Below are 24,957 nucleotides of genomic sequence, written 5' to 3' on the forward strand. Positions count from 1 at the left end.
AATCTGTTCTAACCTTTTGCCTAGCACCTAGCACCTAGCACCTAGCACCTTTCCCTTCACGTACTATGGTTTAGCAGTGCTTTTAATTTCCCTGGCTTGATTGGTTTAGACAAGTAATGAATATCAGCGGCTTTAGTCGCTTGTTTTAGCTCTACGTCGCGTACTGCGGTGATTAAAATTGCCGGTACGTTGGTTTGCCAAATTTCCCGCAGGGCTTTAATTAATGTAATACCATCGTGTTCATGGCCTAACTGATAATCCATTAATATCACATCCGGTGCGCTGTGTTCATTTGCGTATGCGAGTACGCCTTCAACTTGATCAAACAACTGATAATTAGCTTGCCACTTTTGTAATAAACTGGCCATGGCGTTTAGGTTTTCAGGGTCGTCATCAACGGCAACGATATTCATTGCAGAGCGCTCTTCAAACAAGCTATTGGTAACGTGTTTTTGCTGAACAAATTGGCTTTCGCCATAAGGGACTTCAATACTAAAGCAGCTACCTCTTTGCGGGGTTGAGCGCACATCTAAGCGAATCGACAGTAAATCTACCATACGCTTTACTACGCTAAGGCCAAGGCCAACGCCTTTATTGTCAGAGGCCTCTACGCGGTAGAAGTCGTTAAATATTTTTGCTTGCTCTACCTCGCTAATGCCAGGGCCGGTGTCCCACACTTCAATGCGCAGGTGATGTTTGCGTTTACGACACGCTACTAATACTTTGCCCGTATTGGTGTATTTAACTGCATTTGATACTAAGTTCTGCACAATTCGCCGTAGATAGGTGATATCACTGTGGACAATATGCTGTCCGCTGCGCACTGTGAGCTTGAGGCCTTTTTCGCTTGTTAAAATGGCGTATTCATTACGCAGTGGTGCGAGGATATCATCAATACTAAAGTGGCGAGGGGTGGGGGTCATCGCACCTTGTTCAAGTTTGGCAATTTCTAATAGGGCTGACATTAAATGCACTGTTGAATCGAGGCTGGCACCGAGCTTTTCGAAGTTATTGATATTATTATCAGCGAGGGATTTTTCATCTATCGCAGCAAGGTATAAGCGGGCGGCGTTGAGCGGTTGCAAAATATCGTGACTTGCTAAAGCTAAAAAGCGGGTTTTACTGTCATTGGCTTGCTCTGCTTCTCGTTTTGCTAAAGTGAGTGCTTGCTCTGTTTGTACGCGGCTTTCTATTTGTGCTTCGAGATCTTTATTGATAGTTCGAATTTCTTGGGTACGCGCTTCAATACGATTTTCCAAATCCATATTCACTTCTTCAAGTGCATTTTGTGTGGCAATGTGAGTGGTAATATCTGAAAAGCTAGTAACAAAGCCGCCATCAGGCAGTGGGTTACCGGTCATTTCGTACACTAGGCCGTTACGACGGTGACGGATAAAGTGATGCGAACTACCATTTTTTAAATGTTGTACGCGCTTTTCTACTTGGCGTTCTATTTCACCAGGGCCACATTCGCCGCGCTCCGCATTGTAACGAATAATTTGCTCAATCGGTTGACCTACTTCTAAAAATCCTTCGGGGTAATTAAACATCTCTGCGTAGCGCTTATTCCACGCAACAAGATTAAGCTCTTTATCAACAACTGAAATACCATGACTGAGATTCTCTAAAGAGGTGAACAACAGGTTTTGGTTAAACTGTAGTGCTTGCGTTGTTTCATCAAAAAAGTTAACCACTTCTTCAAATGCCATTCGCTTGCCCGACGCTACAGTGTGGATCAAAGCTTGCGCTGAAGAGGCGCCTAATACACCGGTCAAGGCGCGTTCGCAGTAAGCTATAAACTCAGGATCGGGGTGAGTGTTATTTTCTCCTAGTTGGTGAGTCAGTGAAAAATGCGTCAATACTTGTTGGCTACGCTGGACTCCTAAAAAGGTTTGTAACAGTACTTTAAAATCGTATACCGTGGCTTTCACGTTTTTGTTTAAACGTCTTGCAAGTACTGCTTGCTCCTTGGGATTAACGAATGCTGCTGCTTGAATTTTATCAATTAACCGCTCATCAGCTCCCAGTGAAAAACTAATATAACAGCCAATATTGGCAAATAAAGCGATCAGTGTGCCGCGGGTAATAAGGGTTTGTTGTAGTTCGGTGTCAAGTGTATTACCTGCATCTAAAATAGGTAACATTAGAAATAATATCCAACAAATTAACCCCGCTAATAAACCAGCATAAACACCGTAGGCATGGCCTTTGCGCCAGTATAGGCCGCCCACAATGGCGGGTAATAATTGCGTTACCAAAGAAAATGCAACTAACCCCATGCTGGCTAGTGCTTTGCCATGACCAAACCATTGCTGATAAAAATACGATAAGATCAAAATACCGGCGATGGTAAAACGCCTTACCAGTAATATTTGTGGCTTATAACTGCTGGTGATCAGGTTGCGTTTGAATTTACGTCGCAGCATTAGCGGTAATACCACATCGTTTGAGATCATGGTACTCAGGGTCAAAGTGGCAACCACAATCATCGCAGTCGCTGCGGATATTCCGCCAATAAATACAAAGGTGGTAAGTAATACATTGTCATTCATTAATGGCAGCGCCAATACAAAACTATCAGGGGAGAAGCTATTGCCGATCTGTGGATGAATAGCTGCGGTGGCTATTGGTAAAATCATTGCTGCCGTCAGTAGTAAATAAAGTGGAAATGCCCAACGAGCGGTAAATAGGTGACGTTTGTCTTGGTTATCAACCACTGTAACGTGAAATTGTCTTGGCAAACAGATGATTGCAGCAGCGGCCATCAGTGATTGACCAATAAAGTTAAAGCTTAAAAAGTTAAAGTTATTCCAATGTTGCCATAAAGATTCTTTTATTTGTTCTTCATTAGCACTGGGTAAATTATACAAGGTGTACACTGCCAAAGCCGCTACTGCTACTAATGCCAGTAGTTTGATCATTGATTCAAATGCGACTGCCAACATTAATCCTGAACGGTATTCGGTTACATCAACTTTACGGGTGCCAAAAAATATTGCGAACATAGCCATGATCAGGGTGGCAGAAAGCGCGACCATTGATCCCGATATTTTATTGTCACTTTGCAGTAGTAAGAAGCTATTGCTCAGTGCTTTTAATTGCAAGGCGATATAAGGAATGGTTGCTAGTAGCGCAATCATAGTCACCATAATGGCAGTGGTTTGACGTTTGCCATAACGGGCAGAGATAAAATCGGCAATGGTGGTGATATTTTGTTTTTTACTCACCAGTACCAGTTTGCGCAAAAATCCTTGTCCGAAAAAAAACAATAGTGCAGGGCCAAGTAGAATGGGTAAATAGCTCCAACTACTGGTAGCCGCAGTACCAACAGAGCCGTAATAAGTCCACGAAGTACAGTAAATACCCAGCGAAAAGGAGTAAACAAAAGGGTGATGGCTAATTCGTTTTGCCAGCGGTGTGGTTTTATCGCCCCAGTTTGCTAGCCAAAACAATATGCCAATGTACGCTAAAGCGACAAAAATTAGTGCAGCAGTCATGTTTTTATTCAATTTTTATTATGTTATTGCACACCATACCAGAAGTTTTCACTATTTTGAGCTGTCAATTTTTGTGAGTATTCTTAAAATAAACATATTTATTTGATATATATAAGGAATTTAATGTTTTGTTGATATATTAGACTAATGTCGCAAGTGTGCAATATAGCTTAGGTGAATAGTTAAAATCACCGAGTGGAAATACTTAACATTATGATAAAAAACGCTTTTTACTTTTTTGTAACAAGCGCCGCATTGCAGTTTACGTAAACGTTAATCTGTTGTTACGACTATGGTCTCAATTCAATATTGTTCAGGCATTGCTAAGTTTATAACCGAGAATAAATCGAACACATCACTTTTTACAGATGTTAAAGAGGAAATAAAAATGGCTTTTAAAGATGAAGAACAAGCAAAAGCTTATTGGGCGGAAAACATTTCACTGCTGTTTAAATTATTAGCAGTTTGGTTTGTCGTGTCGTTTGGCTTTGGCATAATACTGGTTGATGTACTTAATGAAGTGCGTTTTTTTGGGTTTAAACTTGGCTTCTGGTTCTCCCAGCAAGGCGCGATTTACACCTTTGTTGCTTTGATTTTTGTGTACGTTTTCAAAATGAATACGTTAGATAAAAAATACGGCGTAGACGAATAGGAGCTAAGCAATGGATGTTCAAACACTCACGTTTATAATTGTCGGGTTGAGCTTCGCGCTTTATATCGGCATTGCAATTTGGGCCCGAGCTGGTTCAACAAAAGAGTTTTATGTAGCAGGTGGTGGGGTTCCGCCTCTGGCTAATGGTATGGCAACAGCCGCAGACTGGATGAGTGCAGCGTCATTTATTTCAATGGCGGGTATCATCTCTTTTGCAGGGTATGATGGCGGCGTTTACTTAATGGGGTGGACAGGTGGCTATGTACTACTTGCTATGTGTTTAGCACCTTACTTACGTAAATTCGGCAAGTTTACTGTGCCAGATTTTATCGGTGACCGTTACTATTCACGCACCGCGCGTTTAGTGGCAATCTTATGTGCCATCTTCATTTGTTTTACATACATTGCAGGGCAAATGCGCGGTGTAGGGGTTGTATTCTCACGTTTCTTAGAAGTTGAAATTGAAACTGGCGTTTACATTGGTATGGTTATCGTATTCTTTTATGCGGTACTCGGTGGTATGAAGGGCATTACTTATACCCAAGTTGCACAGTACTGTGTACTGGTATTTGCTTACCTTGTTCCTGCCATCTTTATCTCTATGATGATGACGGGTCACTTCTTCCCACAAACAGGCTTTGGCGCGACATTAATTGGCAGCGATGGTGTATACGTACTTGATAAACTGGACGGTTTAAGTGCTGAACTTGGCTTTGCACAATACACTGAAGGCTCTAAGAGCATGATTGATGTGTTTGCTATTACTGGTGCCTTAATGGTGGGTACTGCCGGTCTTCCTCATGTAATTGTACGCTTTTTCACTGTACCTCGCGTTAAAGATACGCGTATTTCAGCGGCATGGACTTTAGTATTCATTGCGATAGTTTACACAACCGCGCCAGCCGTTGCGGCATTTGCCCGCGTAAACATGATTGATACCATAAATGGTAAAGACGGAAGTGGTACTGAATACGCTGAAGCACCAGTATGGGTAAAAAATTGGGAAAGAACGGGCTTAATCACTTTTAATGATAAAAATGGTGATGGCAAAATGTTCTACACAGCAGGTAAGATCAGTGATCCAAATAGCGCTAACGAAGTTAACGTTGACCGCGACATCATGGTACTTGCTAACCCTGAAATTGCTAACTTACCAGCATGGGTCGTGGCACTTGTGGCCGCCGGTGGTATTGCTGCTGCATTATCAACAACCGCAGGCTTATTATTAGTTATTTCGACTTCGGTATCGCATGATTTGCTTAAGCGGACCTTAAAACCAGACATTAGCGATAAACAAGAGTTACTCGCAGCGAGGTTGGCAGCCATGGTTGCGATTGTTATCTCCGCTTACTTTGGTATTAATCCGCCTGGATTCGTGGCGTCGGTAGTGGCATTTGCATTCGGCTTGGCCGCAGCAAGTTTCTTCCCGGCGATCATTATGGGTATCTTCTCTAAGAAGATGAATAAAGAAGGTGCGGTTCTAGGTATGGTTACAGGTATTACCTTTACTGCAGCATATATCATCTTCTTCAAGTTTATCAGCCCAGAACTAAATAGCCCTGAGCATTGGTTCTTAGGTATTTCACCGGAAGGTATTGGTTTAGTAGGTATGATTATTAATTTCTCAGTTGCAGCAATCGTACTTAAATTTACTGCCGATACACCGCTTGAAATTCAAGAAATGGTTGAAAGCATTCGTAATCCTAAAGGTTCTAGTGAAGCTCACGCTCACTAATAACGCTGATACTCTATTAATTAATATTGATAGATCCAAAAGCCCGACTTAAGTCGGGCTTTTTATTTACCGTTGATAGCAGTACAGTGATTGTACGATTGTTTTTTGCGAGTAGACAAATGAATAATGAGCAACAGGAAGTAGCCCAGTTTGTGCTAGCACAAACTCCTTTTAGTCACCTTAATAGCAGTGCTACGGATTATTTTGTAAAGCACCTAGATGTTATTTATCTGACTCGTGAAAACCAAACACAATGGCTGCAATCAGAATCACCTAAACTGTTTTTAATTCGTTCTGGTTTGTATGACTTAGTGGATGCTAAAGGTGATGTGATCACACGGTTAGCGCAAGGAGAGTATTTTGGTTTTCCTTCGTTATTAACCGGAGAAGCAATTCAAAATCATTTAGCAGTGCAAAAAGAGGGCATTGTTTATATGCTCAACCAAGATGCTTTCGACTACTTGCGCCGTGAATATAAAACGTTTGAGCAGTATTTTGTGCGCGCGCATGCAAATCGGCTGCTTTCTTCACATTATAAAAGCCAAAACGATAGTTGGTCTGAACGTAAAATATCTGAACTGATGTCACGTAAAGCGGTCACATTATCGCCCGATGCAAGTATTCGTCAAGCAGCTAAAAAAATGAAAGAGCACGGCGTGTCTTCGATTATGGTGACAGAATTTGAACGCTTAGTTGGTGTGGTTACAGATCGCGATTTACGTAACCGAGTATTGGCAGATGAAATCGATCCCAAACAAGCGGTTAGCATTATCATGAGTGTCAAACCCAAGTTTATTTTTGAAAATAACCGTGTTTTTTCAGCTCTGCATTTAATGCTCAAACATAACATTCATCATTTACCAGTGTTGGATGAACACCATAAAGCGTTGGGTATGATCACCAGCACAGACTTATTACGTCAGCAAAAGAGCGACCCCGTACAATTGATTGGCCGTATTTATAAAGCTCGCAGTGTCGCCGATTTAAAGCGTTATGCGGCAGAAGTACCAGAATTACTGCGTAGTTTTTCTCATAATATTGATGATATATCTTTAATAGGTAAATTACTCAGTGGCTTAACTGATGCGTTAACCTCACGACTAATATATTTATTCCAAGAAGATAACGGTGCCGCTCCTACTAGCTTTAGTTTTATTTGTTTTGGCTCTCAAGCGCGTGAAGAGCAAACCTTACATTCTGATCAAGATAACGGCTTATTACTACCTGATGACTTAAGCGAGCAACATCAAGATTACTATCGCCGCATGGGGGAGTTTGTTTGCGAACAGTTGGTTGAGTGCGGTATTAAACGCTGCCCAGGTAATATTATGGCAAGCAGCGAATTATGCAGAATGAGTATATCGGATTGGTGTGAGCGCTTTTTTAACTGGATCAAAAGCCCGACACCTGAAGCAATGCTCAACTGTAAAATATTTTTTGATTTACGTTTTATTGAAGGCTCAACGGCACTTTACACTGCATTTTGTGAGCAACTAACCCGAATTTCTCGCAACGAATTATTTTACGCCGCAATGGCAACGGATATTAAATCGAATTCTGTGCCGATAGGGTTATTTAATCAATTCAAGTTAGAAAAAGATGCTAAGCAACATAGATACATTGATTTGAAAAAGCGTGGTGTGGTTATCATCAATGACATTGTGCGCTTGTATGCGTTAAAAGCAGGGATCCGCAGAGCGAACACCCAAGAGCGCTTAGATGCATTGCTGAAACACTCATTGTTAAGTAATCACGATGTATATAATTTGAAAGACTGCTGGCGATTTTTAACTCAATTACGTTTACGTACACAAATAAATGAAGAAGGACTACCGAGTAACTGTATTAATCCAGATAAGTTAAACTCGCTAGAGCGCCATCAATTAAAAGAAGCGTTTTATTTACTCAAGCTCGCACAACAAGCTGCGGCATTTAAGTTTGCTCGTGGAAGTTTATAAATATGTGTTTTGCTATGAATAAGGTGACAAGCTAAGTGGTTAAACGTTGGTTGAGTCGTTATTTAGCACGTAAGCGATTACTTGCTCAAAACGCACTAGTACAGCGCTATATAGTGATTGATTTAGAGTTGACTGGACTGGATCCAAAACTGCATGAAATCGTCTCGATTGCGTGGGTGTTGATAGAAAAGCAATGCATTAAATTGAGCCAAGCTCAGCACGCCATAAATAAAGAAGTGCTGCGCCTTGAGCAAAGTCCTGTTTATCATGGAATTGCCCAGCAAGATGTCGCTAATGGAAAAAGCTTAGCGGCTATTTTAGCTAAGCTAAGCGCTCATTTTTCGGATGCTATTTTGGTGTTTCATAATGCTACTTTAGATTGGGGATTTTTAAAGCAGGCATTTCAAGCACATAATATTGATGTGCAGCCTTTATTGATTATTGATACTTTTCAGATTGAAAAAAAGCGCCTGCACCAACAAGGCCATGAAATAGGCTTAGACGATTTAACTCTCAGTGCCTGCAGGGCGCGGTATGAGCTACCTCATTATGGTTGCCATCATGCACTTACCGATGCCATGGCTACCGCTGAATTACTGTTAGCACAATGCCATCAAATTAGCCGTGGCAATGAACTAAAGTTGGCTGAGTTGGTTTAAACCTAACGCTGATTAATTACACTCTACCGTTCTCATTATTATTAATATATATCCTAGCTGAACAACTGTTTTAATTGTTAACTATATCGCGCCGTAAGTATTAATTTTTATTCTTAAAAACAGGCTTTTATCGTAATCTTTTTAGGTACTTTATTTGCTATTGTAGAGCACTAACATTTACTTTCTCGTTTGGTTTTTATCTATGAAAAATAATTTACTGCCATCTTTAGCTGGCGTTTTAGTGAGCTTGTTCGCCGTATGGTGGTTACATGGGTTTTTATTGGTTGACCGCTGTTTAGATAGTGGTGGGGCTATTAATCATAAAACAAACTTATGCGTGGGCGCAAACGAGCAAATAATAGAACTTGCTACACCGTCAGGTATGTTAGTTATTTATGGTGTGGTGATTATGGCTTTGTCGCTATCAGTCAGTGTACTGCTGAAAAAGCTAGGTAAGCGCTAAGTTTTGAATTGAAGAGCGAACACGGCAGTTCGCTCTTAACTTTGAATGCTAACTGATAAAGCTCGCTGGCATTTTCACAGCAATTAAGCTGCCTTTAACACAGATCACGTTGTTCGCTGATAGCGTGATGTCGACAATCACTTTGTTGGGTTTTACTTCAATGAAGCTACCTATTAGCTGCAGCTCTACCCCCATTGGAGTCGGCGCTAAAAAGTTAACATTTAAAGCCCCTGTAACAAAACGAAATGCAGGTTGAGTCCCCATCTCTCGCTCTGCATATCGATAAGCTATAGCAGCGGCACTGCCTGTACCATGGCAGTCAATCAGGGACGCAAGCAGCCCACCATAAACAAAGCCAGGGATTGCTGTATGGCAAGGTTGCGGCGTAAAGTGGGCGATAGTTTTATCGATATTGCCTTGATTTTGCTCATCCTGATACCAATAACTTTTTAATTGGTGACCCTGCTCATTGTTTTTGCCACAGCCATAACAATGGCTGAGCTCATCGGGGTAATAATCTTGAAAGGCTATATTGTTCATTAAAACTCCTAGTTCTAATTGGGTTATCCGATGACTCGTTGATCATCAATCACTTTGCCATCATCAGCTAAGCTGCCTAGCTCGACCAACTCAACACTGCCATTTAATTTTGTGTATTGTTTTAAGTTATCTAGCAATACGCCGATGAGTTCCAGTTTAGTTAGCTCTGATTGGTCTTGATCGTATTCACACAATAGCTGCATTTTGTCTTGATGATCTTGTAGCTTGACCACTAAGCGCATTTTCTTTATCCCCTTAACACTGAGCCTAATTCGCTCTATTTGTTGAGGATGAACAAACATACCTTTTATTTTCGTGGTTTGATCGGCTCTACCTAACCAACCTTGAATGCGCATGTTAGTCCGACCACACGCACTTTGCCCTGGCTTGATAGCCGATAAGTCACCGGTTGCAAAACGGATTAACGGATAATCAGTATTGAAACTTGTAATAACCACTTCACCAATCTCACCATCTGCGACTGGAGTGAGGCTGCCTGGGCGCACAATTTCGACAATTAAATCTTCAGCGATAATTAACCCATCGTCAGCAATGGTTTCATAGCCAATTAAGCCTACATCGGCACTTGCGTAAGCCTGTAAGGTGTTGATACCTTGTTGTTTAAATAACTCGCGCAGTTCATGAGATAATGCTTCTCCAGTCACCAGTGCTTTTTTGAGGCTGCTAACGTCACGTTTAGTTGCCTGCGCTTTATCCAGTAATATTTTTAAAAAAGAGGGAGTGCCACAATAACCTTGCGGGTGTAAATCTTCTATTACGTCAAGTTGTTGATCTGTTTGCCCTGGGCCTGCGGGTATAACCACACAGCCACACGCACGCGCCCCTGAATCAAGAATAAAACCGCCAGGAGTCAAATGGTATGACAAACAATTTTGTACTAACTCACCTGCTCTAAACCCCGCAGCATAAAAGGCTTGGCCCATTCGCCACCAATCTTGCTGGCAATTTTCAGGGTCATAAATAGGCCCCGGTGATTGAAAAATTCGATTTATATGGCCACTTTTAGATGCGAGACCGCCAAGCGGAGGCTGTTGCTTTTGTATGTCTAAAAGGTCTGATTTTCTGGTGATCGGCAAAGTCGCTAGTTGTGAGCGAGTAGTGATATTCGTGGCATCAATGTTCGCTAATATAGCCTGATAATAGGGGCTGTTATTTTTTGCATAGGTAATAAAGTCAGCTAAACGGGACAATAAATTTTGTTCTCTGGTTTCAGAGTGTTGATGTTCATTGGCATGATAAAAATGGCTCATAATAGCTCCAGTAACATAGAAAAAGTAGAGAGATAGATAGGTTGATTACAACCAGCGTTTGCGACGTTTATATGACTTAAGATCTTTAAAGCTTTTACGTTCTTCGTTACCTCCACCGAGGTAAAACTCTTTTACATCTTCGTTGTTTAAAAGCTGCTCTTGTGTGCCATCTAATACAACTTTCCCTGATTCAATGATGTAACCATAATTAGCCGCTCTCAGTGCATAGTTGGCATTTTGTTCTACCAACAGCATAGTAATACCTTGATCTTGGTTAATCTTTTTTATGATTCCGAACACTTCTTTAACCAATAATGGCGATAACCCCATCGATGGCTCATCGAGGCAAATCATCTTTGGACGTGCCATTAATGCACGGCCAATTGCCAGCATTTGTTGTTCGCCACCTGATAAATACCCAGCTAAGCCTGTGCGTTCTTTTAAGCGAGGGAAATAGTGGTACACCATTTCAATGTCTTGATTTATTTGTGCGTCTTTGCGGGTAAAGGCGCCGAGTTTTAAGTTTTCTAGAGAGGTCATATCTTCGATGATACGACGCCCTTCCATAACCTGAAACAATCCACTGCGCACCACATCTTCGGCATTTTTATTGTCTATTCGTTCGCCCATAAAGGTAATGTCGCCTTTAGTGACTTCGCCATTTTCAGTTTTTAATAAGCCAGAAATGGCTTTTAAGGTGGTTGATTTTCCTGCGCCATTTGGCCCAAGTAGGGTGACTATTTCACCCTCTGGCACATCTAAACTAACACCACGTAAAACTTGGATGACTTCATCGTAAACAACTTCAATATTGTTAACGCTTAGAATTGGTGATGCAGGTTGTATTTTTATAGCTGCTTGTGACATAGCTAACTCCGTGAAAAATTAATAATTTATCAGCGGATGAAAATAACGAGATGCTTCATCCGCTGCTATGTTTAACGAGCTATTAAAAACCTAACCACGCATCACGGCGCTCAATGGTTACCAGTGATAACTCTTCAACGACGACATTGCCTTCGTTATAGTTGCCTTTGTAAATGTAAACTTGGTTAGTGCCTCGGTGATCTTGTTCACTCCAGTTGCCCGCAAGGCATACGCCTTCAAGTCCTGCTGGTACCCAATCTTTACGGGCATACATGGCTTTTTTAATATTTTCACCGGTTATTCCGCCGTTATCTTTTGCCCATTCCATAGCCTCTTTCATAAAGAATGTTGAGCACACGCCACGAATGTAATGATGAACACGCTCTTCTTGGCCTGAAGGGTCTGATTGTTTTGAAATCTCCCTAACGAGTTTCATGCCAGGTACTTGATCAGTCCAAAACGGCGTCATAGCTGGAAATACATAATCTTTAATGCCTTCGCCCGCAGCTTGGAATATTTTTTTATCGCCCCCCCATATATTCGACATAAACTGAATATCGGTACCAACGGTGTTACATGATTTAACTAAAGACAATACTGAACCACCTAGATTGCCTATATATCCGTAATTTGAGCCTGAGCTTTTTAAGCTTAAACATTGCGCTTTAAAATCACCTGGTTTCATCGAAATAACAACCGCAGGCTGTACATCAAAGCCTAATTCGGTGGCGTACTCTGCACAGGCTTCTTTCGGTGCATTAGGGAAGGGGTGATTTGCACCAATATGAGTAAACTTAGGTTTGCCTTTGCCCCCCTTTTTTTGCCAGTCCTCAGCTGCCCACTGGACTAAACCGCGGCACGCATCTGAATAGGATGCGCCGTAAAAAAAGTTATAAGGAGCTGGTTTCTTTGTATGTGGGTTTTTACCCATAGGATCCGTTAAGTGGCCAGAGTAAGACGCTGAAAATACTGGTAGTTTATCTTTGGCTACAAATGAGATCAGTGCTTCGGTATCAGCGGTGCCCCAGCCTTGCATGGCAACCATGTTTTTACGCGAATGCCACTTTTTATAAGCGGCAATCGCTTGCGGCACTTTGTAAGCGTAATCAATTGTTTCATATTCGAGTTTAGTGCCATTGATGCCACCATTTTCGTTAATGTAAGCTAGGGAATCACGCACGCCGTCAGCGTAATTTTTACCAACAAAAGCTGTCGGGCCACTCATATCAGCTAGATGACCAACAAAGACTGAGTCTTCAGCGAATGTTTGTTTGCTGGTGCACAGCGCGCTTACTATTAATAGAGACGTTAATTTTGCCTTATGATTGTGCATAACTATTTCCTTTTTCTTTTTATGGCTAGATTGCCAATTATTTACGCATTAATGATGCTCATGTGTGTTGTATATGCTTAAGTTAGTGTCTATTGATTAGTACGAGAACGGGTAAAACTTCCAATAGTTTTTAATTTGTGCCCAGCGGTGTGCCATGCCTTGCGGCTCAAAAATAAGGAATAAGATAATCACTAAGCCAATGGCCATTTCTTTGATATAGGCCAGGCCATCAACCACCATAGGAATATTGCCCCAGTCGGTCATCTTCATTAAACCAACGCCGCTTTCGAGCACTTCAGGTAAAAACACCATAAATACCACACCCATTAAGGTGCCTTTAATTGAACCCAAGCCGCCGATGATGATCATGGCTAAAAATTGAATCGACATAAATAAGGTGAAGCCTTCGGCAGAAACATAGCCTAAGTAATGGGCATATAAGGCACCGCCAATACCGGCATAAAAAGACGATATACCAAAAGAGAGTAAGCGATATTTATTGAGCTTGATGCCCATGATCTCAGCTGATAGATAATGGTCACGTACTGCAACAAAGGCGCGACCATCACGACTGCGCATCAGATTACAGCCCCAAATATACATAATAACTAAGGCTGCTAAGGCGATATAAAAGAAGCTTTCATCGCTATTAAAAACAAAGCCAAATATACTAATTGGGTCGGCAGATGAGCCGGCAGAACCACCAGAAAACCAGTCAGCACGGGCAAAGAAGTCTTCTAAAATAAACTGCGCAGCCAGTGTGGCTATAGCTAAGTACAAGCCTTTAATTCTTGAGGCCGGTAAACCAAACATCATGCCTACAGCCATTGTTAAAAAACCAGCCAGTGGAATACACAGCAATACAGGAATACCAAAGGAGATATTGAGCCATGCTGATGCAAAAGCACCAAAGCCAAAAAATGCGCCATGACCTAATGAAATTTGTCCGGTGTAACCGACCAAAATATTGAGCCCTAGTGCGGCTATCCCTAAATATGAAATTTGAATAAATAGGGTTAAGTAATATGCATCGACTAAGTATGGCGCTGCACATAATAGGGCAATTGCGAAAATTGCCACATTTTTGATGGTTGTTGTTTCAAAAATTGTATTATCTTGTTTATAACTGGTGCGGAAATCGCCGCAGGGTCTCATGGTTAAACTCGACATAATAAACTCCTAAAATTTACCTTTATCTGCACTTGTTAGGCGCTATTGATGCACCTAAATCGGCTTGTTTAAATACGTTCAATATCTTTTGTGCCGAACAAACCGTATGGTTTGAACCAAAGGATGACGAGCAACACGTAAAATGGTGCGATGTCATACATATTGCCAACATGCAGATATTGGCTGTCGAAAAACTCAGCGACATTCTCTAATACACCAATGATCAAACCACCGACAATAGCGCCGATGATAGAATCTAAACCGCCAAGAATAACTGCAGGGAAAACTTTGATACCAATTAATGACAGTGAATTTGAAACCCCGTTTACCATGCCAATAACAATTCCAGCTGTGGCTGAAACCGTAGCAGCAATACCCCAGCTCATAGCAAAAACTTGTTTTACCGAAATACCTAAGCTTTGTGCAATCTGTTGATCAAAGGCTGTGGCTCGCATTGCTAAACCGTATTTTGAATGTTTAAAGAATAGATAGAAGGCAACCATAATTATTAAGGCGATTACGGTGCTCATTAAGTAAGCGGCTTCAATGTTCAAGCCAAATATTTGGATGCTATTAGTGGTAAATACTTGCGGGTAACTTTGCGCTGAAACACCAAAAATCCATTTCATCAAGGCTTGAAAAAAGATTGATAAGCCAATGGTGATCATGATCACTGAGATAATAGGTTCACCTATCATCGGGCGTAAAACAATCATTTGCAGCAGCACACCAAAGATTGCCATAAAGGCCATTGTCAGTAAAAAGCCCACTACAAAAGGCAGCTCTAAATAAATCAGTACTGCCCAGCATACCCAGGCACCCACTAATAAAAACTCACCTTGGGCAAAGTTTACAATTTGCGTTGATTTGTACACTAATACAAAGCACATCCCAACGACGCCATAGAGTAAGCCGACAATTAAACCATTGACGATTAGTTGAATTAGCAATTCAAAATTCATGAGACTCTCCGTGTTATGTTGATAGTGTTATCAGCAGCCGTGCAGGCTGTTTCGATCAGCGAAGTGACTTTAAGCTGGGTTTGAATACGGGTTTTAGTACCATCTTGAAATACCACCATGGTATCAATATCAACATTTTCCTTGTTGTCATAAATGGATGAAATAATGTCGCCATATTTATCCGCAATAACACTACGGCGAACTTTACGGGTTCGTGTTAATTCGCCATCATCGGCATCAAGTTCTTTGTAAAGTAATAAAAATTTATGGATTTTTTGTGATTCAGGAAGTGACTCATTGACGCGCATTATTTCTTCGCCAATTTTTTCGTACACTTCAGGCAGGGTTGATAAGTTGGTGTAGTTGGTAAACGACAGCCCTTGTTGCTCAGCCCATTTCGCAACAATACTAAAACGAATACAAATGATGGCTGATAGATAAGGCTTTGCTTTACCTAAAATAACGGCTTCGCCAATAAATGAAGAAAACTTAAGTTTGTTTTCTATATATTGAGGAGAATATTGTGCGCCGTCGCTGGTGCAAGCGAGATCTTTGATCCGATCAATCACCACTAAATGGCCAGACGGTTTAAAGTAACCGGCATCACCTGTTTGCATCCAGCCGTCAATCACGTCTTCATCATAGGCTTGTTGATTATTAAGGTAGCCACTAAACATTCCGACTGTTTTAGCAATAACTTCGCCAATACCGGCTTTATCGGGATTAATGACTTTAATTTGTGCATTATCAAACGCGACGCCAACACTGTCGTAGTCAACATCGGCTTCATGATGGATGGTGTAAGCTCCGCACATTTCTGTTTGGCCGTAGAGTTGGCGTAAAGGCACACCAATGGTTTGGAAAAACTTAAAGGTGTCAGGCCCCATCGCAGCTCCGCCGGTGGCAGCCGATTTTAAGAATGAAAAACCGAGTCGATCACGAAGTGCTTTTAGCAGTAGAATTTCAGCTAGCCATGATTTTTTGCCTGTTACTTGGCTTTGCTCAGCCAGCTTCATGGCAAAATTAAATAGCTTTCTTTTAAAAGGTGTTGAATCCATCATACGGGTTTGTACGTCAGCTAAAATGCCTTCCCATACCCGTGGTGCTAATAGTACAAAGCTGGGGCCAATTTCTCGTAGGTCAGCCATGAGTGTTTCTTGTTCTTCAACAAAATTTACAATTTGACGGGCGATCAGTGCTTGGCCAATTGCATAGACTTGCTCCATGATCCAAGGTAAGGGCAATACAGATACATAGTTGTCGCCAGCTTGACGCGGGTCAGCACGTAAATATGAACTACAGTGCTTAATAAAATTGCCACCATTGAGTAGGGCAATTTTGGGTTTTGATGTGGTACCTGAAGTGGTGCAGTAAATAGCAATGTCGTCAGGGGCTGAGGCATCTATCATGGCTTGATAACGATCAGGGTATGCTTGTTCGAGTTCTTGGCCCAGTGTGTATAGGGTATTGATATCTATAAGTCGCGAGTCGTTGTATTTGCGCATACCTCTTGGGTCGCAATAAACAATGAATTTTACTTGCTCTATGCCATCACCTAAATCAAGTAATTTATCGCATTGCTCTTCGTTTTCAGCAATCACAACGGTTGCGCCACTGCTAGCGAGTAAATAGATTACTTCGTCATGCATTGAATCTTGATAAATACCTAATGAATGGCAACGTAAAGCGTGAGCAGCAATTTCGCCCCATATCCATTCTGGGCGGTTATCACCAAGTAAGGCAATGGTATCATCTGTATTCACGCCTTTGTTACTCAACGCGAGCGACAACCACTTTACTTTATTGTTATATTCGGCCCAGCTGAACTCGTTCCAAATACCAAACTCTTTTTCTCGCATCGCCACCATATCAGGCCAATGCGTGGCATTGTGTTGTAGAATTTTGGGGAAGGTATTCAGTTCACCCATCTCAAAATCTTGATTGATTTGGCTAGTCATTAACTTACCTCCTCTAAGGTGGCTGGCTCTGCGTCGTCTTCAAGACCAAGGTAGGCACGTTTAACATAGGGGTCAGCCATGACTTCGTGTGGTAAACCAGAAATTAATTTTTTACCAAAATCCAGCACCATAACTTCATGAGAAATATCCATTACAACTCCCATATCATGTTCAATCATAACGACCGTAATACCGAATTCTTCATTTAAATCGAGGATGTATCTGGCCATGTCTTCTTTTTCTTCCAGATTCATTCCAGCCATTGGTTCGTCAAGTAAAATCAGTTTTGGGTTTAGAGCCATTGCACGAGCTAATTCAACGCGTTTACGAAGCCCGTAAGACAAGGTGCCAGCGATGGATTTTCTGATATGAGAGATCTCAAGGAAGTCGATCACTTCTTCTACTTTTCTACGGTGAGCGAGTTCTTCTTTTTGCGCCCCAGAAGCCCAATATAACGGCCCTGTTAACCAATTGTTTTTTAATAAGTGATGGCGACCAACCATAATATTATCGAGCACTGACATATGGCCAAATAAGGCTAAGTTTTGAAAAGTACGGCCCATACCTAAGTCTGCGCGGTCATTGGGTTTTAAGTGGGTAACATCTTGATCTGCAAAGGTGATTTTTCCACTGTTAGGTTGATAGCGGCCAGAAATGCAATTGAGCATTGATGTTTTACCAGCCCCATTTGGGCCAATAATTGAAAATACAGAGCCTTTAGTCACCGAAAAACTAACATCTGTTAAGGCTTTAACACCACCAAAGGCTAGCGATATTTGCTCTATATTGAGTATCGATGTTGTCATACTCATACTCCTAAATTTAACTGAGAATAAAAATGAATAACGAATGCGTTGAAAAATAAGAGGGGGTGAACCCTCTTTAAAATGTATTAACGGTTGGGGTCGTTATTACACACAACAAACATTAGAAAGTGTTCTGTCAGCTAGAGGATGTATCTCATTGTGGCTTGTAGGTAATTTGAATCTTTATCTAACTCATCAATTGAAAAGTTACCGACTTCAATACCCACTTCGAGTTCTTTAGTTAAGTTTTGAAAGAGGTTTATACCCCATTGCGTACGCTCACGATTGGATACATCTCCATCAACTTTGCCGTACAGCACGCTTGAACGCAGTGAATCATTCCAAAAATGACGATAGGCAACTAGTACAGAGGTAATATCTTCAACTTCTTCACCATAGAGATCTTTAACAGCCGCAGCCCCTACATAGCGGCCTAAATCACCTTTATGAATTTGTAGGCGTAAGTCATCTTTTCCTGTTGTTTTAATTCGTGCCGCAACAGATGCGCCAAAGGCGCTTTCAGTGTTACCTGATAAGGTATGTAATTGCCGTGCTAAGCCAGAAATAGAGACATTGCCCCAATCACCTTTGATGTTATAGCGTGCGATTAAATCAGGAATATTATCGTTTGCGGTATCGCCCCCCCAGCTCTCAGGATTTTCAATGGATACTTGGAAGTTGCCCATGTTATAACGTACTTGTCCTTGACGAATAAATACTAGACCTGTTGTTGCGCCAGCAAAATCGGCAGTTTCAGGAATTGCGCTAGTATTCATAAAGGTTGACCAAGTTTGGCCAACAGTGAGATCTTTGTAGTTTATAAAAGCATGTCGGATGCGCGGGTTAGCTGAGTTAGAGACAATTTCATTACCGCCGCCGCCCCAAAAATCCATTTCGATGAAGCCTGTTATCTCGCCGTGTTGGTATTTAGTATTGAAACGGGTTTCGTTAGCAAAGATACGAAACTGGGATGCGTCTTCTTCTAAAGCAATGCCATCACCAATCCAGTAATCACGATAGGCAATGTCACCGTCAACGTATCGTGCATCAATTTTAATGTAGCCACCGAAGGTTAATTTATCGTTTTCAGTTATGTTGATCTCGTAGCCTGCCAGTGCGGATGTACTGGCAGTAAGAAAAGCAGATGTAAGCAGTAATTTTTTATATTGTGTGTTGAACATCGACCAAATTCCTTTGTTATTATGTGTGATTCATACTAGGTGAGTCGAAAAAATCAACAATTGTAAATAAGGGCTAGTACCTTGCGCTTAGTCCTTTAGTCCAATGTTATATGCTGTGTTTTACGGGCAAAGTAAGCATTGAAAATAATAATAAATACAATTTGATACAAAGAAGAGCGCGATGTTTTCTAATTGGTTGTTGGTTAGTGTAAGTATTGGTTACATTAGTTTGTTATTTCTAATTGCCCACCTTGGGGGCAAGTATCGACATAAGCTAGTTGCCAAACAGCATGCTATTATTTATGCCTTATCATTAGGGGTTTACTGTACGTCTTGGGGGTTTCTAGGTACTTCAGCGCAGGCGGCAAATAGCTCTTTTTCTTATATTTCGGTTTATTTAGCCCCTATTTTATTATTTATATTTGCTTGGCCTTTTATTCAGCGGATCATAAAAACCTGCCTCAAACTCAAAAGTACTTCCATTGCTGATTTACTTTCGGCTCGGTTTGGTAAATCACAAAGCTTAGCCTTGTTGGTAACGTTAGTGGCCATGATTGGCACCTTGCCTTATATTGCTTTGCAGCTTAAAGCGATTGTTTACTCTTATAAAATTTTACAGCAAAGCCAAGATTTTCCGATTTGGCAATTAGGTTTAATCGTTAGCCTGATTTTAGCTGGATTCACCATTATCTTTGGCATTCGAACTATCGATGTAACAGAGCGTCATCCCGGCGTCATGATAGCGATTGCCTTTGAATCGTTAGTTAAACTGATCGCTTTTTTACTTGTTGGCTTATTTGTATCATTTGTTATTTATGATTCCCCCGCTGATATTTGGCAAAAGTCACAAGATTACGTGTCCTTATCGCAGCAGTTTGAAAGCTATAACCTAGTAGGTATGGTGGGTTTATTGATCATCGTTATGTCGGCTTTTTTATGTTTACCAAGGCAATTTCAAGTTATGTTTGTTGAGATTAAAGAACAAAAAACCAGTAATTTAGCGCGCTGGTTATTACCTCTTTATATTTTGGTATTCGCTTTTTTTGCAGGTCCCATAGGCCTTGCTGGCACATTAAATTATGGCCAGTCTTTAGACCCTGATGCTTATGTTTTATTTTTGCCCGCCTACAACGGCCAACAGTGGCTGTCGTTATTTGCGTTTTTAGGGGCGGTTTCTGCGGCAAGTTCAATGGTGATTGTATCGACCATTGCATTGAGTACTATGCTCAGTAACGAAATTGTTTTTCCGTTAATTTTTAAATTAGCGCCTCGTAAGCACCATGACTTTTTACACTTTCAATCCCGATTATTATTGATCCGTAAAATCTTAGTCGTTGTAGTTATTGCGCTTAGTTATTGTATGTTATTAGTTTCTCCACCTGATACGCTGGCATCACTTGGTGAGGTTGCGTTTGGCGCGATTGCGCAAATAGGGCCTGCATTGGTTGCTGCTTTTTTTTGGCGAAGAGCGACTCAAAAGGGCGTTTTTTGGGGCATGTTTTGTGGTTTCTCTATTTGGGCACTGTTTAATTTATTACCACAGCTTGGGTTTTATGCACACCCGTTAAGCAATACAAATTGGCCTGCTACAACGGTGGCTACCTTGTTTGGCTTGGCTATTAACCTTATTGTGCTGTTTATTGTTTCACAGCTTACTCGGCAAAATATTCGCGAAGAAATGCAGAGTAAATATTTCTATGAAACCGATAATAAACAAGATTCACATCTGCCTAAACAACCAAAAATAGATCGTCAGGAACTCGAGCTGTTAATTGCTCGCTTTATTGGTCAAGACAAAGCAGCCGAGTGCTTTGCTGAATTTAATCAATCACATAAAATTAAAAAGCATAAAACCTATAATGAGGCTTTATTACTGCATGCAGAGCAGACATTAGCGAGTGTAATGGGCTCGGCATCAGCCAAATTGGTGATTTCTTTTGCTTTGGCTGGGCGTGATATCGCATTTGATCAAGTTGCTAAAATTGTTGAGGATAACTCTACTCAACAACTTGAATTTAGTCGTTCAGTATTGCAAGGAGCGATTGAAAATACCAGTGAAGGGATCTCTGTGATAGATGCTAATTTGAATTTAGTAGCATGGAATAAGCAGTATCTAGATATTTTTAATTACCCTAAAAATTTAATCTATATTGGTTGCCCAATTAGCCAGTTGATCCGCTTCAACCTTAGCAATCAAAATCGCTATATACATAATATTGAGGGGCAGGTTAATAAACGTCTTGAGTACTTAAAAGCCGGTAGTAAGCATAAATCAGAGCGAAAGTTAGCCAATGGTAAGGTGCTGTTAATTGAAGGGAACCCAATACCTGGTGGAGGATTTGTGATGATTTTCTCAGATATTACGGAGTTTCGCCGAGCAGAAAATTATTTAAAAGAAGAAAACACCGATCTTGAAAGTCGTGTTCTTGCGCGCACGACAGAATTAGAACTAGCAAACTTAGAGCTTGAAAAAGCCAATCGAGAACTCGCTGATGCAAGGTTAAAAGCAGAGCAGGCTCATTTGAAAAAGAGTCAATATTTAAGAGCCTGTAGTCATGATCTTTTGCAACCATTGTCGGCTGCTCGGTTGTTTTCTTCTGCGGTATGTTTGAGCCCTAGAGTGTCAATACAAGAGCGTGAGCAAATTAAGAAAATTGATAATTCGTTAGAGATAGCAAATAACCTATTACTTGATTTAAATGAAATTGCGCGGATTGAAAGTGGCAATATCACCCCTGTTTTCAATGACATTGCACTGGAGCGGGTATTTAGTATGTTGCATTCGGAGTTTTCTGCCTTGAGTAAAGATTATAAAATTGATTTTCGCTGTCACTCAAGTCAATTATTTATCCGCACAGATCTAACTTTGCTAACGCGGATTGTGCAAAACTTTTTAAGTAATGCATTTCGCTATGCAAATAACGGTAAAGTATTGCTGGGTTGTCGTCGTAAGGGCAATTACTTAAGTATTCAAGTGATTGATAACGGACCTGGCATCCCCGAAGATAAGCAGCAAGAAGTATTTGAACAATTTACACAATTATCGACGCAATTGATTGGCCCTAAAGGCTTGGGGTTGGGTTTAAATATTGCACAAAGCCTGGCTAATATTCTTGAGCATAAGGTTGGCTTGGTATCAGAGCCTGAGCATGGCTGCTTGTTTAGCGTTGAAGTACCGATTGTAAACCGTGTACAGCAAACAAAGCCGACACTTGCCCCTAAGAATATGACTTTGCAAGGAGTTGGGGTGCTATGTATTGATAACGAAAAAGATGTTATTGCAGGTATGACCGAGCTTTTAACAGCCTGGAAATGTCGTGTATTTACCGCGACAACCGCAGCCGAGGCGTCTGCACTTTATAAAACACATGAAGATGAAATTGATATTCTCTTAGTTGATTATCAACTTAGTGCTGAACCAATGTTCCCCGCTAACCCTTTGCATATTGTAACAGTAGACTACTCTGAGCGACAGGAGCAAAAGCCTCACTCGGAGCATCTTGATGGCTGTAATGGCATTGAATTAATCAAGCGTATTCGAGCAATCAGCCAGTATCCATTACCTGCGATTTTAATCACCGCAACAACTGATGAGTTAGTGCAAGTACAGGCAAAGCAAGCCGATATTGGCTATTTGCGGAAAATCATCAAGCCCGTCGCATTACGGGCGTTGATGAGTGCTTTATTAACTAAACAGCTAGAAAAAAATTATAATAGTTAATGGCGATGAAAAGGTGAAAGTGATGCTTGTGCCAGTTGCTGCTCGTTTAATAAAATCACGGCTTGAGTTCGACTTTTTACCCCAAGTTTTAAGTATATTGTGCTGGCATGGCTTTTGATTGTAGATTCAGACAAGCTAAGTTCGTAGGCGATTTGTTTATTTAACAAACCATCGGCAAACATGTGTAATATTTTATGCTGTTGGGGCGTTAATGTTGCTAACTTTTCTGCTTGCTGTTGCTCTGGCGTATTTTTATTGTGATCATCGGTGGGTGTCCATAGTTTGCCTTGTAGCACATCTTCTATTGCTTTTATCATCTCAGGGACGGGAGTTGATTTAGGTATAAAGCCTGCTGCACCCAGGCTCATCGCTTTGCGTATGGTATCAGGCTCTTCAAAACCTGATACTACAATCACCCCTATTTCAGGATACAGCTCACGTATATTACTCAGCGTATTAAAACCCTGTGCACCCGGAATATCAAGATCGAGTAAGATCAGATCAACATCTGTGGTGTTTGCTAATTTGTGCTCTAATTCGGGAATTGTTTCGGCTTCAAGTAGGCAAGCATTATTAAAGCTTGATTCCAGCATAAGTAATAGTGCTTGTCGAAACAGCGGGTGATCATCTGCAATTAAGATTTTTGTGTGTGTTGTCATTTTATTTCTAACCTAATGTTTAGATTAATGATCTTTTAGTTTCATCAATTGTTTTTTGATTGAATAGTGTTCGTTGTCTTGAATAAAGTAACGCTATTATAAAATAATTCAATAATAATAAACCTAAATAGCATAAATTGACTAAAATTCACTCGTGAAAATGAACCTATAAGCGCTGTTTTATTCTATGTTATGAGTAGATATCAGGAAGAAAGGAGAGGGAGTAAACATTTATTTAATCTTGCCTTTTATATTCAGATTAAAGGTCGATTACCAAAATTGCAGCATCAAAAGCGGGCTTAACACATTTATTTAACTTTCCCTCTTATAATCAAGACAAAGGTCGATTACCAAAATTGCAGCATCAAAAGCGGGCTTAAAACATTTATTTAACTTTCCCTCTTATAATCAAGACAAAGGTCGATTACAATACGCGCATCTAAAAGGCAGGTTGCCTTTATCTGCAAGCAACTAGAGTGGATTTTCTTCTTCATGGCAATCAAACTTGCAATCAATGGTTTTGGTCGAATTGGTCGAAATATTGTTCGCGCTCTTTATGAATCGGGCTTAAGCGACGAGATCAAAATTGTTGCGATTAATGAACTTGCTGATCCTCAAGGGATCGCTCATCTTCTTAAATATGATACGTCTCATGGCCGTTTTGCGTTTCCAGTTACTTTAGGTGAAGACACCTTATCGGTAGCGGGCGATACAATTGCTTTATTTGCAGAACAAAACCCGCGTGAATTACCTTGGCAGTTACTTGATGTTGATGTGGTTTTAGAATGTACTGGTGTGTATCACTCTCGTGAACATGCGCAATTACATCTTGATGCTGGCGCAAAGAAAGTCTTATTTTCTCAGCCCGCAGATGCGGATGTTGATGCCACTATTGTTTATGGTATCAATGATGATGAACTACTCGCTGAGCATACGATTGTCTCTAATGGATCATGTACCACAAACTGTATAGTACCGGTGATTAAAGTACTTGATGATGCCTTTGGTATAGAATCAGGGGCGATTACGACTATTCATGCGTCGATGAATGATCAGCAAGTAATTGATGCTTATCATCATGATTTACGTCGTACTCGCGCTGCGAGTCAGTCGATTATTCCCGTTGATACTAAATTAGCTCGCGGTATTGAGCGTATTTTACCTAAGTTCCATGGCCGCTTTGAAGCTATTTCGGTGCGAGTACCTACTATCAATGTTACTGCGATGGATTTGAGTGTGACTGTCAACGCCGATGTTGATTTAAAAGCGGTAAATAAGGTATTAAAAGCAGCAGCGAGAGATCGCCTAGAAGGTATTTTAAGTTATACCGAAGAGCCATTGGTCTCGGTTGATTTTAATCATGACCCACATTCTTGTATTATAGATGGCACACAGACACGAGTCAGTCATAAACGACTGATAAAGTTGTTAGTGTGGTGTGATAATGAGTGGGGGTTTGCTAATAGAATGCTCGATACAGCACGAGTGATGATGGCAGCAAGTAATTAATATAAAAGTTCAAACC

At 40.9% G+C, this 24,957-nt stretch carries 18 protein-coding genes; 7 read left to right on the forward strand and 11 right to left on the reverse strand.

Going from position 1 to position 24,957, the window contains the following annotated elements; translation table 11 throughout:
- Positions 1 to 56: 56 nt before the first annotated feature.
- The gene (locus H5182_RS05745; RefSeq protein ID WP_182758184.1) at positions 57 to 3,497 is read right to left on the reverse strand and encodes a PAS-domain containing protein; all 3,441 of its coding nucleotides are present in this window, start codon (positions 3,495 to 3,497) and stop codon (positions 57 to 59) included.
- 388 nt (positions 3,498 to 3,885) lie between these two features.
- On the opposite strand from H5182_RS05745, the gene H5182_RS05750 reads away from it, so the two are divergent.
- The 5 genes from H5182_RS05750 (at position 3,886) to H5182_RS05770 (ending at position 8,964) form a co-directional block, all read left to right on the forward strand.
- A complete protein-coding gene (locus H5182_RS05750; RefSeq protein ID WP_145235321.1) occupies positions 3,886 to 4,149 on the forward strand; it encodes a DUF4212 domain-containing protein in 264 nt (87 codons plus the stop codon).
- A gap of 10 nt (positions 4,150 to 4,159) precedes the next feature.
- Entirely contained in the window at positions 4,160 to 5,884 is a 1,725-nt protein-coding gene (locus H5182_RS05755; protein WP_145235323.1) for a sodium:solute symporter family protein, read from the forward strand.
- A gap of 119 nt (positions 5,885 to 6,003) precedes the next feature.
- On the forward strand, positions 6,004 to 7,842 hold the full coding sequence (locus H5182_RS05760; RefSeq protein WP_145235325.1) for a DUF294 nucleotidyltransferase-like domain-containing protein: 1,839 nt from the start codon (positions 6,004 to 6,006) through the stop codon (positions 7,840 to 7,842).
- Positions 7,843 to 7,877: 35 nt separating this feature from the next.
- Positions 7,878 to 8,501, forward strand: coding sequence for a 3'-5' exonuclease (locus tag H5182_RS05765; protein WP_145235327.1), 624 nt, complete (start codon positions 7,878 to 7,880; stop codon positions 8,499 to 8,501).
- A gap of 202 nt (positions 8,502 to 8,703) precedes the next feature.
- The gene (locus H5182_RS05770) at positions 8,704 to 8,964 is read left to right on the forward strand and encodes a hypothetical protein (RefSeq protein WP_145235329.1); all 261 of its coding nucleotides are present in this window, start codon (positions 8,704 to 8,706) and stop codon (positions 8,962 to 8,964) included.
- Between the two features lie 48 nt (positions 8,965 to 9,012).
- Here H5182_RS05770 and H5182_RS05775 read toward each other — a convergent pair whose 3' ends face one another.
- The 9 genes from H5182_RS05775 to H5182_RS05815 all read right to left on the reverse strand — a co-directional run bounded on the left by H5182_RS05775 (position 9,013) and on the right by H5182_RS05815 (position 19,052).
- Positions 9,013 to 9,504: a PaaI family thioesterase gene (locus H5182_RS05775; protein ID WP_182759692.1), complete on the reverse strand. Its 492-nt coding sequence runs from the start codon at positions 9,502 to 9,504 to the stop codon at positions 9,013 to 9,015.
- 23 nt (positions 9,505 to 9,527) lie between these two features.
- Complete coding sequence (locus tag H5182_RS05780; protein WP_182759694.1) at positions 9,528 to 10,775, reverse strand: phenylacetate--CoA ligase family protein; 1,248 nt, start codon at positions 10,773 to 10,775, stop codon at positions 9,528 to 9,530.
- 45 nt (positions 10,776 to 10,820) lie between these two features.
- Positions 10,821 to 11,642: an ABC transporter ATP-binding protein gene (locus H5182_RS05785; protein WP_145235336.1), complete on the reverse strand. Its 822-nt coding sequence runs from the start codon at positions 11,640 to 11,642 to the stop codon at positions 10,821 to 10,823.
- An 82-nt stretch (positions 11,643 to 11,724) separates the two neighbouring features.
- Entirely contained in the window at positions 11,725 to 12,975 is a 1,251-nt protein-coding gene (locus H5182_RS05790; protein WP_182735822.1) for an ABC transporter substrate-binding protein, read from the reverse strand.
- A 96-nt stretch (positions 12,976 to 13,071) separates the two neighbouring features.
- The gene (locus H5182_RS05795) at positions 13,072 to 14,145 is read right to left on the reverse strand and encodes a branched-chain amino acid ABC transporter permease (RefSeq protein ID WP_149982122.1); all 1,074 of its coding nucleotides are present in this window, start codon (positions 14,143 to 14,145) and stop codon (positions 13,072 to 13,074) included.
- A gap of 68 nt (positions 14,146 to 14,213) precedes the next feature.
- Complete coding sequence (locus tag H5182_RS05800) at positions 14,214 to 15,107, reverse strand: branched-chain amino acid ABC transporter permease (protein WP_145235342.1); 894 nt, start codon at positions 15,105 to 15,107, stop codon at positions 14,214 to 14,216.
- Positions 15,104 to 17,065 (reverse strand): long-chain fatty acid--CoA ligase, encoded by a 1,962-nt coding sequence (locus tag H5182_RS05805; protein ID WP_145235344.1) that lies wholly within the window; start codon positions 17,063 to 17,065, stop codon positions 15,104 to 15,106. The genes H5182_RS05800 and H5182_RS05805 overlap by 4 nt, the downstream gene beginning before the upstream one ends.
- Positions 17,065 to 17,871 carry an ABC transporter ATP-binding protein gene (locus H5182_RS05810; protein WP_182717177.1) on the reverse strand — a complete coding sequence of 269 codons (807 nt, stop codon included), beginning with the start codon at positions 17,869 to 17,871 and terminating at the stop codon, positions 17,065 to 17,067. Before H5182_RS05810 ends, H5182_RS05805 begins: the two co-directional genes overlap by 1 nt.
- A 140-nt stretch (positions 17,872 to 18,011) precedes the next feature.
- Positions 18,012 to 19,052, reverse strand: coding sequence for a DcaP family trimeric outer membrane transporter (locus tag H5182_RS05815; RefSeq protein ID WP_145235348.1), 1,041 nt, complete (start codon positions 19,050 to 19,052; stop codon positions 18,012 to 18,014).
- Positions 19,053 to 19,233: 181 nt separating this feature from the next.
- Here H5182_RS05815 and H5182_RS05820 point away from each other — a divergent pair, with 181 nt between their 5' ends.
- Positions 19,234 to 22,773 carry a PAS-domain containing protein gene (locus tag H5182_RS05820; protein ID WP_182759695.1) on the forward strand — a complete coding sequence of 1,180 codons (3,540 nt, stop codon included), beginning with the start codon at positions 19,234 to 19,236 and terminating at the stop codon, positions 22,771 to 22,773.
- Here the strand turns inward: H5182_RS05820 and H5182_RS05825 are convergent.
- Positions 22,770 to 23,432 (reverse strand): response regulator transcription factor, encoded by a 663-nt coding sequence (locus H5182_RS05825; protein ID WP_145235355.1) that lies wholly within the window; start codon positions 23,430 to 23,432, stop codon positions 22,770 to 22,772. The genes H5182_RS05820 and H5182_RS05825 overlap by 4 nt on opposite strands.
- 492 nt (positions 23,433 to 23,924) lie before the next feature.
- Between H5182_RS05825 and epd the strand changes: the two genes are divergently transcribed.
- A complete protein-coding gene (gene epd, locus H5182_RS05830) occupies positions 23,925 to 24,941 on the forward strand; it encodes an erythrose-4-phosphate dehydrogenase (RefSeq protein ID WP_145235357.1) in 1,017 nt (338 codons plus the stop codon).
- Positions 24,942 to 24,957: the final 16 nt, after the last annotated feature.

It is taken from the genome of Pseudoalteromonas sp. SG44-17 (assembly GCF_014164235.1).
GTDB lineage: Bacteria > Pseudomonadota > Gammaproteobacteria > Enterobacterales > Alteromonadaceae > Pseudoalteromonas > Pseudoalteromonas rhizosphaerae.

What these genes read in the sequence shown, in the direction of transcription:
- H5182_RS05745 (WP_182758184.1), bottom strand. Translation starts at nt 3,497, where the DNA reads ATGACTGCTGCACTAATTTTTGTCGCTTTAGCGTACATTGGCATATTG.
- H5182_RS05750 (WP_145235321.1), top strand. Translation starts at nt 3,886, where the DNA reads ATGGCTTTTAAAGATGAAGAACAAGCAAAAGCTTATTGGGCGGAAAAC.
- H5182_RS05755 (WP_145235323.1), top strand. Translation starts at nt 4,160, where the DNA reads ATGGATGTTCAAACACTCACGTTTATAATTGTCGGGTTGAGCTTCGCG.
- H5182_RS05760 (WP_145235325.1), top strand. Translation starts at nt 6,004, where the DNA reads ATGAATAATGAGCAACAGGAAGTAGCCCAGTTTGTGCTAGCACAAACT.
- H5182_RS05770 (WP_145235329.1), top strand. Translation starts at nt 8,704, where the DNA reads ATGAAAAATAATTTACTGCCATCTTTAGCTGGCGTTTTAGTGAGCTTG.
- H5182_RS05775 (WP_182759692.1), bottom strand. Translation starts at nt 9,504, where the DNA reads ATGAACAATATAGCCTTTCAAGATTATTACCCCGATGAGCTCAGCCAT.
- H5182_RS05780 (WP_182759694.1), bottom strand. Translation starts at nt 10,775, where the DNA reads ATGAGCCATTTTTATCATGCCAATGAACATCAACACTCTGAAACCAGA.
- H5182_RS05785 (WP_145235336.1), bottom strand. Translation starts at nt 11,642, where the DNA reads ATGTCACAAGCAGCTATAAAAATACAACCTGCATCACCAATTCTAAGC.
- H5182_RS05790 (WP_182735822.1), bottom strand. Translation starts at nt 12,975, where the DNA reads ATGCACAATCATAAGGCAAAATTAACGTCTCTATTAATAGTAAGCGCG.
- H5182_RS05795 (WP_149982122.1), bottom strand. Translation starts at nt 14,145, where the DNA reads ATGTCGAGTTTAACCATGAGACCCTGCGGCGATTTCCGCACCAGTTAT.
- H5182_RS05800 (WP_145235342.1), bottom strand. Translation starts at nt 15,107, where the DNA reads ATGAATTTTGAATTGCTAATTCAACTAATCGTCAATGGTTTAATTGTC.
- H5182_RS05805 (WP_145235344.1), bottom strand. Translation starts at nt 17,065, where the DNA reads ATGACTAGCCAAATCAATCAAGATTTTGAGATGGGTGAACTGAATACC.
- H5182_RS05810 (WP_182717177.1), bottom strand. Translation starts at nt 17,871, where the DNA reads ATGACAACATCGATACTCAATATAGAGCAAATATCGCTAGCCTTTGGT.
- H5182_RS05815 (WP_145235348.1), bottom strand. Translation starts at nt 19,052, where the DNA reads ATGTTCAACACACAATATAAAAAATTACTGCTTACATCTGCTTTTCTT.
- H5182_RS05820 (WP_182759695.1), top strand. Translation starts at nt 19,234, where the DNA reads ATGTTTTCTAATTGGTTGTTGGTTAGTGTAAGTATTGGTTACATTAGT.
- H5182_RS05825 (WP_145235355.1), bottom strand. Translation starts at nt 23,432, where the DNA reads ATGACAACACACACAAAAATCTTAATTGCAGATGATCACCCGCTGTTT.
- epd (WP_145235357.1), top strand. Translation starts at nt 23,925, where the DNA reads ATGGCAATCAAACTTGCAATCAATGGTTTTGGTCGAATTGGTCGAAAT.